Genomic DNA, 16,096 nt, shown 5'->3' on the forward strand with positions numbered 1-16,096 from the left:
GATCGCTTACAATAAAAAAATCAGAGGTGCTACATATGACAAAACAAAAACAATTAAAAATCATGAAATCTACACTTGCTGTACTACTTGCAGGATCGGTTACGTTTTCAGGAACTTCTGCTTTTGCTAATTCGGATAGTGAAAGTTTTGAAACTGTAAATATCGATCAGAAAGAAACAGATTCAACTACAAACGTGCAAGTGAATGATGAGGCGAATATCGACTCAGTAAAAGAAGAAATCGAAAAACTAGAAGACTCTTCTGAAGCTCCATCTTTATTGCCAGGTGATTTCTTTTACTTCGCAAAGCTTGCATTAGAAAAAGTGAAGCTTGCATTCACAATGGATGAAAGCAAGGAAGCAAAGTTACTTGCTGAATACGCGGCCGAGCGTTTAGCAGAAGCAGAAGCTTTATTCCAAGCAGGACAAGAGGACGAAGCAATCGAAGCAATCAACAAAGCAATTGAAATGATGAATTCTTTCGGAGATAAATGGTCTGACGACGAAGTAACAGAAGAAGATTCGTCCATTGATGAGAACAAAGAAGGTACAGAAAAAGATTCTGCAACTGAAGAAGAAAAAACTGAAGAAGATACAACGACTGAAGAAGATACTGATACGGATGTAGACACGGATGAAACTACAGAAACAGAAGAAGATGCAACTGAAGAACCTGCTGATACAGAAGAAACCACTGATGAAACAACCAGCGAAGACAAAGAAACAGAAGAAATGAAAGAGCTTATGTCTCAAAATATTGTTGCTTTAAGCGCTGCATTAGAAAAAGTGAAAAACCCTAAAGCTAAAGCAGCTTTACAAAAAAACATTGAGAAGAGTTATGCAAAATTAGCTGAAAAGCTTGCTAAATTTGAAGAGAAATGGGCAAAAGAAGAGGAAGAAAAAGAGGAAGAAGTAACTGAAACTCCTGAAAAAGAAACAACAGAAACCCCAACTGAAGAATCAACAGAAGCGCCAACTGAAGAAACCCCAACTGAAGAAATTGCTGAAGAAGGCCAGCCAGTTGAAGATAAGGAAGGAACTGAAGCGGCACCGTCACCAGCTAAGTCTCAAGAGAAAAAACAGGAAGTAAAAGCAGAGCGTAAAGCAAATCAACAGAGAGTAAAAGAACAGCGTGAAGAAAGAAAGCAGGAAGCGAAAGAACAACGCGATGCTGTGAAAGAAGAAAGAAAACAAGCTAAAGAGGATCGCAAAGAAAATAGAAGCCAAACAGAAAAGCTTGGCAAAAATGGTCATGGAAATGGGAACGGTCAACAAAAAGGGAATGGTCATAAAGGGAACGGAAATAACTAATTTTGAGAGATGAAAAGAAAAGGATGAATCATCTTGCAGGATGAACACGATTAAACCATCAGTCTGAAGGGGAAAACTAAAGCGCTTTTTACCATCTTGTAGTAAACTAAGGGTTACTTAGTGGAAGCTATCGAGGGTGTAAAAGCTGTTTTAAGTGGCCCCTTCCTCTCTATTTTCCATTGAAAAATGGCAGCTTATTAGTATAATAGTTTGCAGAATGGGGTGAGACTGATGCTAAATTTATTACTATTTTTACTAACGGAAAAAAAGAAGAAGCCATCACTCGAGGAGTTGGCTGTAGGCATTCAACAAGGTGACGAGCAGCTGCTTAATATGGTAATCAATGATTATAAACCATTCATCAAGAAAACTGTTTCTTCTGTTTGCAAGCGGTATATATATGAAAGCGATGATGAATTTAGCATCGGTCTTATAGCATTTCATGATGCCATTTTTAAATATAATAATGAGCGTGGTTCTTCCATTATCAGTTTTGCAGAAGTGATCATCAAGCGCAAGGTAATTGATTACATCCGGAAGAATGGGAAGTTCCAGGATATTAGTATAGATCGGAACCTAATTGATGATGAGGAAGACTCACCCCGCTTAACTATCGAACAGGTCGTCTCTGTCGAGGAGTATGAAAAGCAGGAAGACAGTTTGAAAAGAAGAGAAGAGATCGTTGATTTTCAAGCTCAGCTCTCTAACTATAATCTGGCATTTATCGATCTTGTCGAGCAATCTCCAAAACACGAAGACGCCAGACTTAATGCAATCGAAATAGCAAGGACAGTCGTCACGTCAAATGACTTAATGAATTACCTGATGGAAAAGAAACGTTTACCTATAAAAAAACTAGAAAAACAGGTGAATGTGAGCAGAAAGACAATCGAGAGAAACAGAAAATACATAATTGCCATTTCTCTAATCATGGTTGGAGATTATGTGTACTTAAAGGATTACTTAAAAGGGCGGTTAGATATATGAAAAAAGGGATCATTATGGAAATAAGACGTGATGTACTCATTTTGATGACGCCGGATGGACAGTTCATGAATGGTATGAAAACGCCAAATCAGCGCTATACGATTGGTGAAGAAATCCCCATCTTTCCTGTAAAGGGTGGCAGTCAGTTAAAGGTGAAGAGGAATTGGAAGACAGCTGCCTCAATACTGACAGCAGCGGTCCTTATCCTTACTCTTTTTTCAGTTTCTTTATTACAGAGCAATAAAGCGTATGCCTACGTTTCAGTGGACATTAATCCGAGTCTTGAACTTTCACTCAACAAGGAACAGCAAGTTATTGACATAGCCCCGTATAATGAAGATGGGGAAGTCATGATCGAGAAATTAGGGGATTGGGAAAGAGAAGATGTAAGTGTAGTTGCGGAAGAAATTCTCCGTATAAGCGAAAAACTTGGATATTTGAAAAAGGATCAAAATGTATGGATTACTTCCACTTTTACAGATTTGTCCGAAAGTCAAACACATTCAGCTTTTCTTAAGGAGTTAAATGAGTTTGTTAAGCAATATAACGATCAGCATAGTGCTGAAATCATCATGAAGGAAACAACAGAAGATATTAGAGAAGAGGCAATAAAGAAAGGTGTAACTGCAGGTACTCTCTTAAAAGAAACGGTGAATAAAGAAAATGAGGTAATGGCCAATCCAGACAAGGATAAAGAAGAAATACCTTTAAAAGCCCCGGATGAAGGGAAAAAGGCAACAGTTCCAGCAGCATCCAATGGTGGAAAACAACAAGCAAAACAAGAAGAAAAAGATAAGAATACACCTAACGGTCTGCAACAAGATAAAAAAGCAGGCTACAATGAAAATAGCAATAGCAAGAAAGATCAGAATCGTCCAGCCAATAGAGGCAAAGAAAACAACAAACAAAATGATGAATCACACAAGGATAGAAATCAATCTGATAATCGCTCAAATCCAAACGAAACCAGATCAGATGATCGTGGGAATAATTCCAACGGACACGAAGGCAAATCAAACCATTATAAAAATAATGGGAACCATCAACAAAAGGATGGAAGTGAACACAAAGGTAATGGCGAAAAGGGAAGAAATCACTGATAAAGCTCTTTGCTGAGTGTTACTGAATAATTGCTATTAGATGAAAAGGCTCATTCATATTCGAATGAGCCTTTCGTTATCGGGGTTATATGTAAATAGTCAGCCGGCAGCTGCCGGCCGATCTTATCCATATTATTTAGTTTGTCCGCCTGAAAGCTGTGATTGAGCTTGCTTTACAAGTCGCTTCGTAATTTCTCCTCCAACTGAACCGTTAGAACGGGAAACTGTGTCAGATCCAAGTGTCACACCGAACTCCTGAGCAATCTCATATTTCACTTGATCAAGATATTGTTCAACACCAGGTACTAGCAATTTATTGCTGCTTCTAGTCATATTGAGTATCCTCCTTTTCTAATGAAACGTGAAGCGTAAATGCTTCCGTAACAGTAGTATTTGTCATTTGCACAGCATCATAAGTGGAAATATTTTATTCTGTTTTTTGCTAATCGGGAACAAAACAGTTTAAGCTTTCAGAATGAAAGAAAGAATAAAAATAAGGGGAATCCTCCTTTTTTCCTTTCTTTCCATGTCCATTTTATTTAAGATAGATAAGGTAAATGATTATTGTCTTTGAAAGGGAAGTACATATGTGGTTAACATTTCGCTCTAAATTAAATAAGTTAACGCCTGCACAGGTGATCGTCTCCTATTATTTGCTCGCCGTAACGGTGGCAACGATACTATTAAGTCTGCCGGTTGCCCATAAGCCTGAAGTGAATTGGAATTTTATAGATGCCTTGTTTACTTCTGTTAGTGCCGTTAGTGTTACTGGACTGACTGTGGTGAGTACAGCTGATACGTTCAGCACTACGGGAATTTTCCTTTTGATATTTGTCCTTCAGTTTGGGGGCATTGGTGTCATGGCAGTAGGAACGTTTTTTTGGCTGCTTGTTGGAAAGAAAATCGGATTAAAGGAACGACAACTGATCATGACAGATCAAAATCAAACCAATTTATCCGGGCTGGTGAATTTACTGAAGCAAATATTGCTTCTGATCATTATTATTGAAATTATCGGGGGACTTACCCTCGGGGTGTATTTCTTAAGTTATTATTCAACGTGGCAAGAAGCATTTATTCATGGATTATTTGCATCTGTAAGTGCGACAACCAACGCAGGGTTCGATATTACGGGACAGTCGCTTATTCCATTTAAACATGATTATTTTGTTCAATTTATAACGATCATACTCATTACAATGGGAGCTATCGGATTTCCTGTCCTCATTGAGACTAAGGACTACCTGATGAATAGTAAAAGAAGCAAGCATCATTTCTCTCTCTTTACGAAAATAACGACACTGACATTCGGATGTTTGTTAGTGTTTGGAACATTGATGATTATCATCCTCGAATATCATCATTTTTTCAGCGGTATGGTCTGGCATGAATCTTTCTTTTATGCTTTGTTTCAATCGGCGTCAACTAGAAGTGGAGGTCTTGCTACGATGAATGTCGCGGAGTTCTCAACATCAACTTTATTGGTGTTGAGCGGCCTGATGTTCATCGGCGCATCCCCGAGTTCGGTGGGAGGCGGTATCAGGACAACAACATTCGCCCTTAACCTATTATTCCTCTTCCATTTTGCAAGAGGGAATCAAACCATAAAGATATTCAGAAGAGAGATTCACGAACAAGATATCATTAAATCGCTTGTCGTGACGATTGTAGCAACCCTTATATGTTTTACATCCGTGATCATTCTGACATTGTCAGAAAGCCACTCATTAATAGAAATCATCTTTGAAGTTACTTCGGCGTTTGGAACGACAGGATTATCTTTGGGGATTACATCAGAACTTTCCACAATCGGAAAGTGTGTGATCATGATTTTGATGTTTATCGGACGGGTTGGCATCCTTTCCTTCTTGTTTATGATCGGAGGCAAAGAGAAAACGGCAAATTATCATTATCCAAAAGAGCGGGTAATCATCGGATAACAAAAAGCGGTGCTGGATTACAGGCACCGCTTTTTTTGTTTTAGCGTCTTAAAGTTGTCGGTGGTGTAATGAACCATGAAAAACTATTTCAAAACGGAATAAGGGACGTCAAATACGATCCACAGCCCGATAATGATGGGGATAGTGGCAATCCACGCGAAGATTGGCCGTTTATAGTGAATGATGAGCATTGAAAACATCATGATGTTGAAAACGATATCCCAACCGAAATGCCACCCATTATGGTAGGTCATGATCCCGGCTTGGTGTGTCAAGCCCTCTGTTGTGCCAAAAATGGCCGTCCAGAATAAGACCCACAGTATTTTTCCTCGAAGGGTATCCGGGAGCCTCCCAATGAATATGGCTACAGTGGCTGGATATTGAACCATCATTTTTAATAATGCAATGGTTGTATGATTTAAGTTTAAGCTCTTGGCAAGGGTACCAACTGGCTGGAATTCCCACATCGAATAATCATAGAGCAGGAATTGGGAAAGTAAATCCCCAATGATGAAAAAGAGTAAGGTTGGATAAAAGCGTTGAAACTCCTTCCAAATGCCAAACCTCCACCCGGCTGCAGCGAATAAGAGTAAAAAAATAATGGTCATTTTATTTCCTCATTTAATTTTTTTATAGTTTTTGGTAAATGCCCTCATTTATTCACAATAAAGCGTTTTAATGTAAAATGATTTTCAGTATGAGCTTAAACAGAAGTGGGGAAAGTAAATGCTAAAGGAGTTGATAGTCATGGCAAAACGCAAAGCACAGCATGATGCAGCTGAAAAAAACAATAAAACCCCACTGAAAAATAGACAAGAAACTGAATTTGCTGCTGAATACACCCATGGTGAGGATGCAAGTAAGGGTAAAAACAGAAATTCTGCAAAAGGCATGAAAGGAAGAAGCTGATGAAGAAAAAAGAACAAACAGTTCGAGAAGAATTCGGACAAGAGTTTGGGGATGTAAATGCAGCGAAGCTCATAGAAGCTTCACTTAAAGAAACTAAAAAGCAAAAAGAAAACAAGAAAAAGTGCTGAGCGGAATTCGCTCAAGCACTTTCTTTAATTGACCGCATACTCTTTATCAAAAAAGAATAGGGTGGATTGGCCATTGGAAGGTTCAAAGTAGGCCAGTACGTATTCATGGCTCCCATCTTTTGAAACGATTGTTTCGAGTAACGTATGTTTGTAAATCTCTTTTTCTGAAAGGTTTAACTCCGTGAACTCATTCCCGGCAATTTGAGGGGAGTATAAAAGATCCTGATAGATGCCAGAGCGCTCTTCCTTCGTCATTTCATGTCCCCACCAAGGTTTTCTAGGTTTATATCGCTGATTACTCAAGTAGTCAAGCTTCATGAGACCTTCAATGACATTCATCTCGTGTCTGTCCTGCGAAGAGAGGAACTCATTCAGTCTTTTAAATAGATCTTCCAATTGGTGCCCGATTCTTGACCATCCGCGTTCTTCCCAATAAGATCCGAACTGTTGAAAGAAGTCAAAAGGAGTTTCGAAACAATTGGTTACAAGATGTTCAACCGTTCGGTCCATCCTGTGATCATTCCAATATTTTTCCAGAACATCCTCAACCTGCTTAATTCTTACGATATCATCGAACGATAATACGTTATTTCCTAATATCTCATAAGGAGAATGGTCCATGTACGTGTATTGATGGTCGTTTGCACGTATTCTCAAGCCGGTCCCCCTTAACATTTTTAAGAACCCTAATTGAAGTTCTTCAGGGCGGAGTTCAAATACGTCGTTGAATGTTTTGCGGAAAGAATGGTAATCTTCTTCAGGCAGTCCTGCAATCAGGTCCAGATGCTGATCAATCTTTCCGCCGTCCTTCACCATTGTGACCGTACGTGTAAGTTTTTTATAATTCTGTTTCCTCATCACGAGATCATTGGTTTCATCATTGGTTGACTGCACCCCGATTTCAAATCTGAATAGACCTGCAGGGGCTTCTTTGTTCAAAAATTCAATGACTTCAGGTCTCATAATATCTGCAGTAATTTCGAATTGAAATACTGTACCCGGCAAATGTTCATCAATCAGGAATTGAAACATTTCCATGGCATAGCTTCTGCTGATATTAAACGTGCGATCAACAAACTTTATCGTTTTCGCTCCGTTATTCATTAAGAATCGGATATCTTCTTTCACCTTTTCGCGGTCAAAATAACGAACGCCTACTTCGATGGATGAAAGACAGAACTGACAACGGAATGGACAGCCTCTGCTCGTTTCGATGTATGTCACTCTCTTTGATAGATAAGGAAGGTCATCTTCAAATCTGAATGGAGAAGGAACTTCACGTAAATCGATTTTATTCTGCTGCGGTTTAATGACCGGCTTTTCATTATCTAAATAGGCAATACCATGTACTTTTGACCAATCTTCCTCACCGTGAGCCTGTTCGAGGAGCTGCTTGAAGGTTTCTTCACCTTCTCCAATGACAATGAAATCCACTTCTCCTTTTAACCGTTCAAGCCAGTAAGGAACATCGTATGTTACTTCGGGTCCGCCAAGTACGATCTTCACATCAGGAAGGATTTTTCTCAGTACTTGGATGACTTTGATCGTTTCTTCAATGTTCCAGATATAACAGCTGAACCCGATAATATCTGGTTTCTTCGAAAACAGGTCAGTAGCTATGTTAAGAATCGGATCTTTTATTGTATATTCAGCCATTTCAGCTTCAAATTCAGGTTCAATATAAGATTTGAGGCAGCGTATGGCAAGGTTGGTGTGGATATATTTTGCATTTAATGTACTTAATACGACTTTCTTCATTTAAGAATAACTCCTTCTTTTACCTCGTGGATCCACCTGTTGGGATGCAGAATATTGTAGACTGCTCTACCCATTTTAACGAAGGTGGAGAAAAAGCTCAATATTTGTCTAAAAGTAATTCGAAATTAATGTTTGAATAAGAAGGATTTCAGGGAAAAACTGCGAATTATATAAAGTATATTCAATAGTATCTGAACAAAATTATTTTCCTCATATAAGAAAAAAAGGGACTGACCCATATTCTATGTGGTCAGCCCTTTATCGGTATTTAGATAGTAAGTTATTGGGAATCAATTTTCCCTCGTTTTCATCTGTCGTTTAGAGATGATTTTCTGAAGTTTTGTCGATTTCAGCTCGATGATCGGCTGAGTAATGGAAGTGAAAAACTTCGTAGAAAACAGAATCGTCAGTATTAGCGAAACGGCCAGAAGCAGTAATAGACTGGAAGTAGGTTCGATGGCATCTTTAATCTCGCTTTCCCTGAATAAACGGATGATAAAGCCGTGAAGCAAGTAGACGTAAAGTGTATTTCTTCCCCAATTTGTAAAGAATTGTTCTTTAGTCGGTACAAACGTGTAAAAGCCGAATATCATCACGATATTGAGGAAATAAACGATTGCCCTTACTCCTAAGCTCACAACATCATTCCATTCGAAATCTCCATAAGGCTTGGAACCGAGAAGCCATTTGTCTGAAAACTCCGGAACGAAGTACATCCCTAAGAATACGAGCACAAATAATATTCCTGCAGATACGCGGGCTTTGTGTGTTTTGAAGTATTCAAAATGCTCCTTTTTCATATAGTAGCCCAACAAGAAGAATGGAAAGAATACAAATGTTCTCGATAAACTTAGGTACGTAGAGATTTCATCTACGAAACCGATCAACAGACCGATGGAGAACGCCACAGATAATCCCATTGCCGGTTTAAACTTAAACCATTTGATGAATACATACAGCAGTGCGTTCCAACAAAACAGGCTGATCAGAAACCATAAAGACCAATGAGGATCCAGCGGGTGAAGCTCAAAGGTTGCTTTATCATACAGGAAATGGTAGTAAATGGTGTAAATGAGCTGGAAAACGATATAGGGCAGAATCAGCCTCTTGGCAAGTTTCCCTATATAGCCTTGTTTGTAAAACCCTTTTGCAAACAGTCCTGCTACCAAGATGAATGCAGGCATATGAAATGTGTAAATCGTTTTATAAAGCGAGAGTATAAAGGGATCGCTTTCAATATATGACCGGATAATATGACCAAAAACGACCAAAAAGATCAGAATGAATTTGGCATTGTCGAAATAAGAATCACGTTGTTTCATTACCATCACCGTCTTTTTATTAATGATTTGCGCTAATTTAATTTCTACCCTAGGATACAACGTGCAAAACCGAAATTTCACTGTTAATTATCACCAATAACCTGATGTGCTATTCGAACAAAATAATAGTTAAGCCGAAAGTCGTCTTTTTAATAAATAGGGGGATGTAGAAATGACTAAAAGCAGCAAGTTGGGAAATCCAATTTATAAGGAAGAATGTCATCCTATTGATAGGGAAATTTGCTTAGCATCACCGATGGCTATGGTTGTCATAAATGATGAAATGAAAATTATTTATGCAAATGATCAAGCGTGCAGGTGCATGCAGATTGAACTCGAGTCAGTGACCGGACAGCTGTTCAGCAGCTTTTTTTCCTCTGTACCATCCCCGATCGTCGCTCATTATCAAGACGTGATGGAGTCGGGCAATTCACTGGAAGATGAAACATTGATGAATACCAAAAAGGATAATATCATTCATATCGAGTTGATTCTAAAAAAATCGGCCGTTTCTACCAATGCTTACTTGTACTTTAAAGATGTGACCAAATCCAAGGAGAACGAACGGAAAGACCATCTCAATGTCCACCTGCTTTCGAATATCTTCCAGAATGCCTCTGAAGGCATCATCCTATTCGATCTTAAAGGAAACATTAATGATGTGAACCAGGCTTTCTCTAAACAGGTGGGTATAAGCAAAAAGGAGATTCTTACACGTAATATCCGCTCATTTATACCTGAGAACTCACACTATAAAATTGATAAAATTAAAGATTTGCTTTCTCAGAATAGAAAAGCAAGAGGTGAAATACCGATAAAGAAAGGCAACGGGATTTCGATTGTGGAATTTACAACAAGCCCCTTTGTACACCATAAACTCCATATGGCAATTCTTCGTGATGTCACCGAGAAAAGGCAGATGGAGATTCAGGTAAAGAGGAATGAAGATCTCTTCAAGGGGTTATTCGAGGAAGCGATCGATGCAATCGTCCTGTGGGATCAGGATGGAAGAGTATTAAAAGCGAATGCCTCCGCACTAAAGATATTTGAATGTTCCCTTTCCGAACTCTTATCAAAGAAAATCAAAGATTTCGTCTATCCTTTGGAGAGCCAGAAGTTTGAGCTTGTGATGGAAGAGCTGTATAAGAGCGGTGCGGTTAGAGATGAAGTCCTGTTCCTCATGCCTAATAATCAATTAAAGCATTTGGAATTCACATCAAAGCTTCATTCGGTAGATGGTTACAACATGACAATCTTCAGAAATGTAAGTGAACGTTATCAAATGGAAAAGGAACTGAGAGAAAGTGAAGAGAGGTTCCGGAAAATATTTGAAGGATCATTGGATGGCTTATTCCTGACTAATCATAATTATGTAGTGGTTGATGCGAATCCTGAAGCAAGTAAAATATTGAATCTCGACAAAGATCACCTAATCGGCAAAGATGTCCGGGAAATCTTAAACATTAAAGCTGAAGACGAAACGTATCATGATTATTTGGTACAATTAAAAGAAGAGGGACAATCAAGTTTCCTGAAAACATTTCAATCCTTTGATGATAAGCAGCAGTATATAGAATTATCATCTAAATATAATTTGCTTTCTAATCTTAATTTAACGATTATACGCGATATCACGGAACAAATTGAGATGCAGGAACAATTGAGGAAATCCGATACGTTAAGCGTGGTAGGGGAGCTTGCAGCAGGCATAGCACATGAGATACGAAATCCAATGACTGCTTTAAAGGGCTTCATTCAATTATTGGAAAGCAGCGTAGGCATTGATCATGAAATGTATTTTAATGTCATAACGTCCGAACTGCAAAGGATTGAATCGATCATAACAGAATTCCTCGTCCTGGCTAAACCACAGGCAGTACAGTATCAGGAAACGAATCTGATTAAAATCATGAAAGATACAGTGGAATTGCTAAGTGCGCAGGCAACCATGCATAATGTCCAGTATCATGAGCTGTATCAGGAGGACCTGCCACCAATCTTTGCAGAACCCAATCAGTTAAAACAGGTATTTATCAATATCATCAAGAATGCCATTGAAGTCATGACGCAGGGCGGACTGATCACAATAGGCATTCACGAAACACGGGATGGATTCATTCATATCGAAATAAGAGATCAAGGAAACGGAATCTCAAGAGATAAGATTAAAAAACTCGGAGAACCGTTCTACACGACGAAAGAACGTGGAACCGGACTTGGACTGATGGTAAGCTTCAATATAATAAAAGAACATAATGGCCGGATTGAAGTAGATAGTAAAATAGGCGAAGGCACTGTTTTTCATATCTATATACCAAAGATGTAAGGAGATGAGTTCGTGGCTGTATCAACGCTTTATATGGAAAGTCCGATAGGAATATTGGAGTTGCAAGGTGATGGTGAAAAGTTATTTTCATTGCGATTTGCACCTGAGGCACAACCTTCCCCGGTGACAGCACAGCCCCTGTTACTTGAAGCTAAACGCCAATTGGAAGAATACTTCAAAGGAGAAAGGGATGAGTTCACTCTTCCTCTTAAAATAGAAGGTACGGTTTTTCAGCGGGAAGTCTGGAAAGCATTGAGTGAAATTCCATACGGATCGACCTGCTCATATGGAGATGTAGCTAAACGTATTAACAGACCAAAAGCTGTCAGGGCAATCGGGCAGGCAAACAAAGCGAATAGGTTTCCGATCATCATCCCATGTCACAGAGTGATCGGCAAGAACAATTCACTAACCGGCTATGCCGGCAAACAAGTAGATAAAAAAGAAATTTTACTGTCACTTGAATATGCAAAGTGACAATAAAAAGTATCTTTCACTTATGGAATGTTCTGGCGCATTACGCTGGTGTTCTTAATCACTTGACGAATAATAGGGAAGGGGAATCCGAAATGAGCGAGAGAATGGTTAAAGAGAAACAAAAGGTATTGAATAACTTTATGGAGAAAAACGGGAAAGTGAAAACGATACCTGCTCAACAGAAAAAGAAACTATTCCTGCTTGAGCACATGGCAGAAGGATTGAAGGTTGGAACAAAATACAGTGAAAAGGAAATTAATGAATACATCAAGCATTTTCATGATGACTTTGCCACTTTAAGAAGAGAATTTATCATCCATCAGTTCATGTACAGAGAAAATAGTGTCTATGAAGTGAATCCAAAGGAAATGTGGGGATCTACACCATTATATAAGCAGTAAGAAAAACAGAGATACCTTCATATTGACGAAGGTATCTCTGTTTAACTTTTTCTGATCACTTTCTCGATATTATCTTGAAAAGAAGGATAAATGATGCCTTTCTCAGTTATGATTCCCGTGATCAATTCCTTAGAGGTGACATCAAAGGCAGGATTGTAAACAAGCGTGTCTTGAGGAGCAATCCTATTCCCATAGATTTCGGTCAGTTCTTCAGGAGCGCGCACTTCTATGGGGATTCCACTTCCAGAAGAGAGTGATAAATCAAAAGTGGAGGATGGTGCTGCCACGTAAAATGGGATGCTGTAATGCTTACAGAGAATGGCAAGCATGGATGTTCCGATTTTGTTAGCCGTATCCCCATTAGCAGCGATCCTGTCTGCTCCTACTATGACTGCTTCCACATTTTTTTCTTTAATCGTATGTGCCGCCATGCTGTCTGTTATAAGTGTCACTTCCACACCAGACTGCTGTAACTCCCAGGTGGTCAATCGTGAACCCTGCAATATTGGACGCGTCTCACATGCATAAACATGAAACGTTCTCCCTCGTTCACTTCCTAAATGAAAAGGTGCTAAAGCAGTCCCGTATTTGCTTGTAGCAATGGAACCTGCATTGCAGATTGTCATGATGGTTGTCATATCGCTGAGTAATTCGAGACCAAATTCTCCGATTTGCCTGCAAGTGGCTTCATCTTCGGTATGTAGCTGTATGGCAGTGTGAAGCAGGGTGGTTTTCGCTTCATTGACCGTCCGTACATTTACAATGACCTGTTCAAGGGAAGTCAATGCCCAGCCCAAGTTCACTGCAGTAGGCCTTGAGCTATACAAATATTGCTTATCTTCTTGGAACTTCTCCCGGAACTCTGCAAGGCATCCCGTATCATATTGATTTGAACACAGGGCAAGGCCGTAAGCAGCAGTTATTCCGATTGCAGGTGCTCCGCGGACTTTCAATGTGACAATTGCGTCATGAAAATCGTCAATTGAAGACAGCCTCAGGTATTCGATTATTTCAGGCAGCTTTTGCTGATTTAATATAACTAAATGATCATCTTCGAAATATAAAGATACAGGTATAGCTGATGTTTGAGTCATGATAATCTCCTTAAGATGTATGTCTGCGTACCAAATCGGTTAGATCTTCAATAGATGAGACATGTTGTCTGTGCAGAATCAATTCTCTCCCTAATGAAAGGCTGCGTCGTTTTGCCAGCAGTCTATTATCTTTATCTGAAATGCCATCAAGATCAGCAACATGTGCCAGGCCTATCGTTCTTCTGATGAGTTCACAACCGCTGAAACCAACACTGTCCTGAAATGCTTTCTTCAACACAAATTCCAAGTATCCATTTACCTTGGTGTATGCGTCTCCGCTTTCCTGCCAGTGTTTCGAAAAGGTTTCAGCGAAAGTATTCCACGTATTGATGATATGATAGATGATCTCATCTTTCCCTTCAACATCTTCCCGGGCAATGACCTGAAATGTCAGATTCGCTATGAATTGACCAATATCGAAACCGATAGGACCATAGAAAGCAAATTCAGGATCGATAACTTTTGTTTGAGTCTTATCAGCAAAGATGCTTCCGGTGTGGAGATCACCATGTAATAGGGCTTCGCTCTCTGTAATAAAACATTTCTTCAACTTGGCCACTTCCAGCTTCAGAATGAAATCATCCCAGAGTTCCTGGATATATGGCAGTAATTCCACTTCGTAATCATTTGTATCACTATTGAAAAAAGGATCAGTAAATACAAGATCCTCTGTAATCTTGCAAAGTTCAGGGTTGGAAAAGGTCTTCACATATTCTTTTTTCTTAAACGGATGAAGTGCATAGTCAGAAGTGAAATACAGGGTGTTGGCCAGGAAAGTTCCGATATGCTCTGATAAAAGTGGATACGAATCTCTTTTTATCAGCCCTGAACGTACGATCGTCGACGAACTGAGATCCTCCATCACCGTGACAGCCAGACTGTCATCACTGTAATACACCTGAGGAACAAGATTCCGTGCATGGATGTATTGTAATTTCAGTGCGCTGGCTTCAATTCTGGCCCGGTCGATCGTAAGCGGCCAGCTTTCCCCTACTACTTTTGCATAAGGCAGAGCCTGCTTGATTATGATTCCTTTCTTGCCTGTTTCTGTAACTTGAAAAACGAGATTTAAGTTTCCATCCCCAATTTCACAACATGTCAATTCCGTATTCTTATCAAAAAAATTTAATCTGATTGCCAAATCCTTTGCACTTTGTTCGTTCAACGATAGATACTTATCTACAGGACTGATGGACATTGTTCTTTCCTCCTAAATCGTTTCTTGTTTTGGAGGCTTTTCAATCGAAAAACATGAAAAGCCTCTTTCGTGGTATGAAAGAGGCTTAAAAGATCAAATCTTATTCGCCTCTTATCTCTCAGAAAGGGTTCTTTCTGTTGGAATTAGCACCGTGCCTTAAGGAATCATCCGGCGCATGAATGCGCCCCGTTTCACAACGGTATTACGGTCGGTTGCTGGGCTTCACAGGGCCATATCCCTCAGCCAGCTCTTGATAAGAGTTAGATTAAATTAGTGGTCAAATGTAAACTATTTGCTTTGAATAGTACCACCGATGCAATTAATGAGTCAACAACTTTTTTTGGAAAATTTAAATTAATAAAATTCAGGTCTGCGATCTTGAAAGATGGGTATTTTCTTTCTTACTTCTTCCACCTCATCTAAATCAATCTCTGCAGTGATCAAATCTTCATCAAGATCTCCCTCAGCAATGACGTCCCCCCATGGGCTTATGATCATCGAATGGCCGCCAAATTCATTTTTCGGATCATTGCCTGCACGGTTGCAGGCGATGACAAAACACTGATTTTCAATGGCCCTGGCCAATAAAAGTGTTCTCCAGTGGGAAATTCTTACTGCGGGCCATTGTGCCACTACAAAAACCACTTTTGCGCCGTCGATGACATGCTTTCTGAACCATTCAGGAAAGCGGATGTCATAACAGATCATGCCAGCCATCTGAGTATCCATGAGCTTGAACAAACCATCTTCCTTACCCGGAATCAAGTAATGATGTTCATCCATGAGTTTAAATAAATGCAGTTTTGTATATTCTTTGACGATACTGCCATTTTTGTCAGCCACAAGTAGATTATTCCCTATCCCTTCACTCGTTTTACTTGCAATGGAACCCCCAACGATATGAATGGAATGGCGGGAAGCAAGGTCTGTCAGGAAAGCGGTACTGTCCCGTGCATCTTCATCTGCAATTTCTTCGATTCTGGTCAAATCATAGCCTGTAGTCCATAGCTCTGGGAAAACGACAATATCACAACCGGCTTCGCTTGCTTTATTCACCCAATGACGAACCCGTTTTTTGTTCTCGTCAGGATCTCCGAATGCAATATCTATTTGTGCAATACCAATTTTTTTAATCAAATGAACACC

Annotated in this window: 16 protein-coding genes and 1 riboswitch; of the genes, 9 read left to right on the forward strand and 7 right to left on the reverse strand. The window is 39.5% G+C overall.

The genetic code is table 11. From position 1 onward, the window contains the following. Positions 1–35: 35 nt before the first annotated feature. The 3 genes from V6B33_RS08130 (at position 36) to V6B33_RS08140 (ending at position 3,397) form a co-directional block, all read left to right on the forward strand. Positions 36–1,310 (forward strand): DUF5667 domain-containing protein, encoded by a 1,275-nt coding sequence (locus V6B33_RS08130; RefSeq protein WP_334217254.1) that lies wholly within the window; start codon positions 36–38, stop codon positions 1,308–1,310. A 231-nt stretch (positions 1,311–1,541) separates the two neighbouring features. Further along, complete coding sequence (gene sigI / locus V6B33_RS08135) at positions 1,542–2,297, forward strand: RNA polymerase sigma factor SigI (RefSeq protein WP_334217255.1); 756 nt, start codon at positions 1,542–1,544, stop codon at positions 2,295–2,297. Positions 2,298–2,341: 44 nt separating this feature from the next. Then, the gene (locus V6B33_RS08140; protein ID WP_442915506.1) at positions 2,342–3,397 is read left to right on the forward strand and encodes an anti-sigma-I factor RsgI family protein; all 1,056 of its coding nucleotides are present in this window, start codon (positions 2,342–2,344) and stop codon (positions 3,395–3,397) included. 132 nt (positions 3,398–3,529) lie between these two features. Here V6B33_RS08140 and V6B33_RS08145 read toward each other — a convergent pair whose 3' ends face one another. Then, entirely contained in the window at positions 3,530–3,730 is a 201-nt protein-coding gene (locus V6B33_RS08145) for an alpha/beta-type small acid-soluble spore protein (protein WP_334217257.1), read from the reverse strand. 254 nt (positions 3,731–3,984) lie between these two features. Between V6B33_RS08145 and V6B33_RS08150 the strand changes: the two genes are divergently transcribed. Continuing rightward, positions 3,985–5,337, forward strand: coding sequence for a TrkH family potassium uptake protein (locus tag V6B33_RS08150; protein ID WP_334217258.1), 1,353 nt, complete (start codon positions 3,985–3,987; stop codon positions 5,335–5,337). Between the two features lie 83 nt (positions 5,338–5,420). Here V6B33_RS08150 and V6B33_RS08155 read toward each other — a convergent pair whose 3' ends face one another. Beyond that, positions 5,421–5,945, reverse strand: a complete 525-nt coding sequence (locus V6B33_RS08155; protein ID WP_334217259.1) for a CBO0543 family protein — start codon at positions 5,943–5,945, stop codon at positions 5,421–5,423. Positions 5,946–6,084: 139 nt separating this feature from the next. Here V6B33_RS08155 and V6B33_RS08160 point away from each other — a divergent pair, with 139 nt between their 5' ends. Continuing rightward, a complete protein-coding gene (locus tag V6B33_RS08160; protein WP_334217260.1) occupies positions 6,085–6,246 on the forward strand; it encodes a hypothetical protein in 162 nt (53 codons plus the stop codon). Then, positions 6,246–6,374, forward strand: coding sequence for a hypothetical protein (locus V6B33_RS08165; protein ID WP_334217261.1), 129 nt, complete (start codon positions 6,246–6,248; stop codon positions 6,372–6,374). Before V6B33_RS08160 ends, V6B33_RS08165 begins: the two co-directional genes overlap by 1 nt. A 24-nt stretch (positions 6,375–6,398) precedes the next feature. On the opposite strand, the gene V6B33_RS08170 is transcribed toward V6B33_RS08165, so the two are convergent. Both V6B33_RS08170 and V6B33_RS08175 read right to left on the reverse strand, forming a co-directional pair. After that, positions 6,399–8,132 carry a B12-binding domain-containing radical SAM protein gene (locus tag V6B33_RS08170; protein ID WP_334217262.1) on the reverse strand — a complete coding sequence of 578 codons (1,734 nt, stop codon included), beginning with the start codon at positions 8,130–8,132 and terminating at the stop codon, positions 6,399–6,401. Between the two features lie 290 nt (positions 8,133–8,422). After that, positions 8,423–9,454, reverse strand: a complete 1,032-nt coding sequence (locus V6B33_RS08175) for an acyltransferase family protein (RefSeq protein ID WP_334217263.1) — start codon at positions 9,452–9,454, stop codon at positions 8,423–8,425. A gap of 172 nt (positions 9,455–9,626) precedes the next feature. Between V6B33_RS08175 and V6B33_RS08180 the strand changes: the two genes are divergently transcribed. The 3 genes from V6B33_RS08180 (at position 9,627) to V6B33_RS08190 (ending at position 12,658) form a co-directional block, all read left to right on the forward strand. Beyond that, positions 9,627–11,780, forward strand: coding sequence for a PAS domain S-box protein (locus V6B33_RS08180; protein WP_334217264.1), 2,154 nt, complete (start codon positions 9,627–9,629; stop codon positions 11,778–11,780). A gap of 33 nt (positions 11,781–11,813) precedes the next feature. Next, entirely contained in the window at positions 11,814–12,257 is a 444-nt protein-coding gene (locus V6B33_RS08185) for a methylated-DNA--[protein]-cysteine S-methyltransferase (protein WP_442915508.1), read from the forward strand. 92 nt (positions 12,258–12,349) lie between these two features. Next, positions 12,350–12,658: a DUF2087 domain-containing protein gene (locus V6B33_RS08190; protein ID WP_334217266.1), complete on the forward strand. Its 309-nt coding sequence runs from the start codon at positions 12,350–12,352 to the stop codon at positions 12,656–12,658. A 41-nt stretch (positions 12,659–12,699) separates the two neighbouring features. Here V6B33_RS08190 and mtnA read toward each other — a convergent pair whose 3' ends face one another. The 3 genes from mtnA to V6B33_RS08205 all read right to left on the reverse strand — a co-directional run bounded on the left by mtnA (position 12,700) and on the right by V6B33_RS08205 (position 16,087). Next, the gene (mtnA, locus tag V6B33_RS08195; protein ID WP_334217267.1) at positions 12,700–13,752 is read right to left on the reverse strand and encodes an S-methyl-5-thioribose-1-phosphate isomerase; all 1,053 of its coding nucleotides are present in this window, start codon (positions 13,750–13,752) and stop codon (positions 12,700–12,702) included. 10 nt (positions 13,753–13,762) lie between these two features. Further along, the gene (gene mtnK / locus V6B33_RS08200; RefSeq protein ID WP_334217268.1) at positions 13,763–14,950 is read right to left on the reverse strand and encodes an S-methyl-5-thioribose kinase; all 1,188 of its coding nucleotides are present in this window, start codon (positions 14,948–14,950) and stop codon (positions 13,763–13,765) included. A 108-nt stretch (positions 14,951–15,058) separates the two neighbouring features. Then, positions 15,059–15,210: riboswitch (SAM riboswitch) on the reverse strand. Between the two features lie 94 nt (positions 15,211–15,304). Further along, positions 15,305–16,087 (reverse strand): carbon-nitrogen family hydrolase, encoded by a 783-nt coding sequence (locus tag V6B33_RS08205; RefSeq protein WP_334217269.1) that lies wholly within the window; start codon positions 16,085–16,087, stop codon positions 15,305–15,307. Positions 16,088–16,096 lie beyond the last annotated feature (9 nt).

The sequence above is a fragment of the Mangrovibacillus sp. Mu-81 genome, from assembly GCF_036867415.1.
Lineage (GTDB): Bacteria > Bacillota > Bacilli > Bacillales > Bacillaceae_B > Rossellomorea.

Coding starts and splice junctions, on each gene's coding strand:
- mtnA (WP_334217267.1), bottom strand. CDS start 13,752: ATGACTCAAACATCAGCTATACCTGTATCTTTATATTTCGAAGATGAT.
- V6B33_RS08185 (WP_442915508.1), top strand. CDS start 11,814: ATGGAAAGTCCGATAGGAATATTGGAGTTGCAAGGTGATGGTGAAAAG.
- V6B33_RS08130 (WP_334217254.1), top strand. CDS start 36: ATGACAAAACAAAAACAATTAAAAATCATGAAATCTACACTTGCTGTA.
- V6B33_RS08150 (WP_334217258.1), top strand. CDS start 3,985: ATGTGGTTAACATTTCGCTCTAAATTAAATAAGTTAACGCCTGCACAG.
- V6B33_RS08145 (WP_334217257.1), bottom strand. CDS start 3,730: ATGACTAGAAGCAGCAATAAATTGCTAGTACCTGGTGTTGAACAATAT.
- V6B33_RS08140 (WP_442915506.1), top strand. CDS start 2,342: ATGACGCCGGATGGACAGTTCATGAATGGTATGAAAACGCCAAATCAG.
- V6B33_RS08190 (WP_334217266.1), top strand. CDS start 12,350: ATGAGCGAGAGAATGGTTAAAGAGAAACAAAAGGTATTGAATAACTTT.
- V6B33_RS08160 (WP_334217260.1), top strand. CDS start 6,085: ATGGCAAAACGCAAAGCACAGCATGATGCAGCTGAAAAAAACAATAAA.
- sigI (WP_334217255.1), top strand. CDS start 1,542: ATGCTAAATTTATTACTATTTTTACTAACGGAAAAAAAGAAGAAGCCA.
- V6B33_RS08180 (WP_334217264.1), top strand. CDS start 9,627: ATGACTAAAAGCAGCAAGTTGGGAAATCCAATTTATAAGGAAGAATGT.
- mtnK (WP_334217268.1), bottom strand. CDS start 14,950: ATGTCCATCAGTCCTGTAGATAAGTATCTATCGTTGAACGAACAAAGT.
- V6B33_RS08175 (WP_334217263.1), bottom strand. CDS start 9,454: ATGAAACAACGTGATTCTTATTTCGACAATGCCAAATTCATTCTGATC.
- V6B33_RS08165 (WP_334217261.1), top strand. CDS start 6,246: ATGAAGAAAAAAGAACAAACAGTTCGAGAAGAATTCGGACAAGAGTTT.
- V6B33_RS08170 (WP_334217262.1), bottom strand. CDS start 8,132: ATGAAGAAAGTCGTATTAAGTACATTAAATGCAAAATATATCCACACC.
- V6B33_RS08155 (WP_334217259.1), bottom strand. CDS start 5,945: ATGACCATTATTTTTTTACTCTTATTCGCTGCAGCCGGGTGGAGGTTT.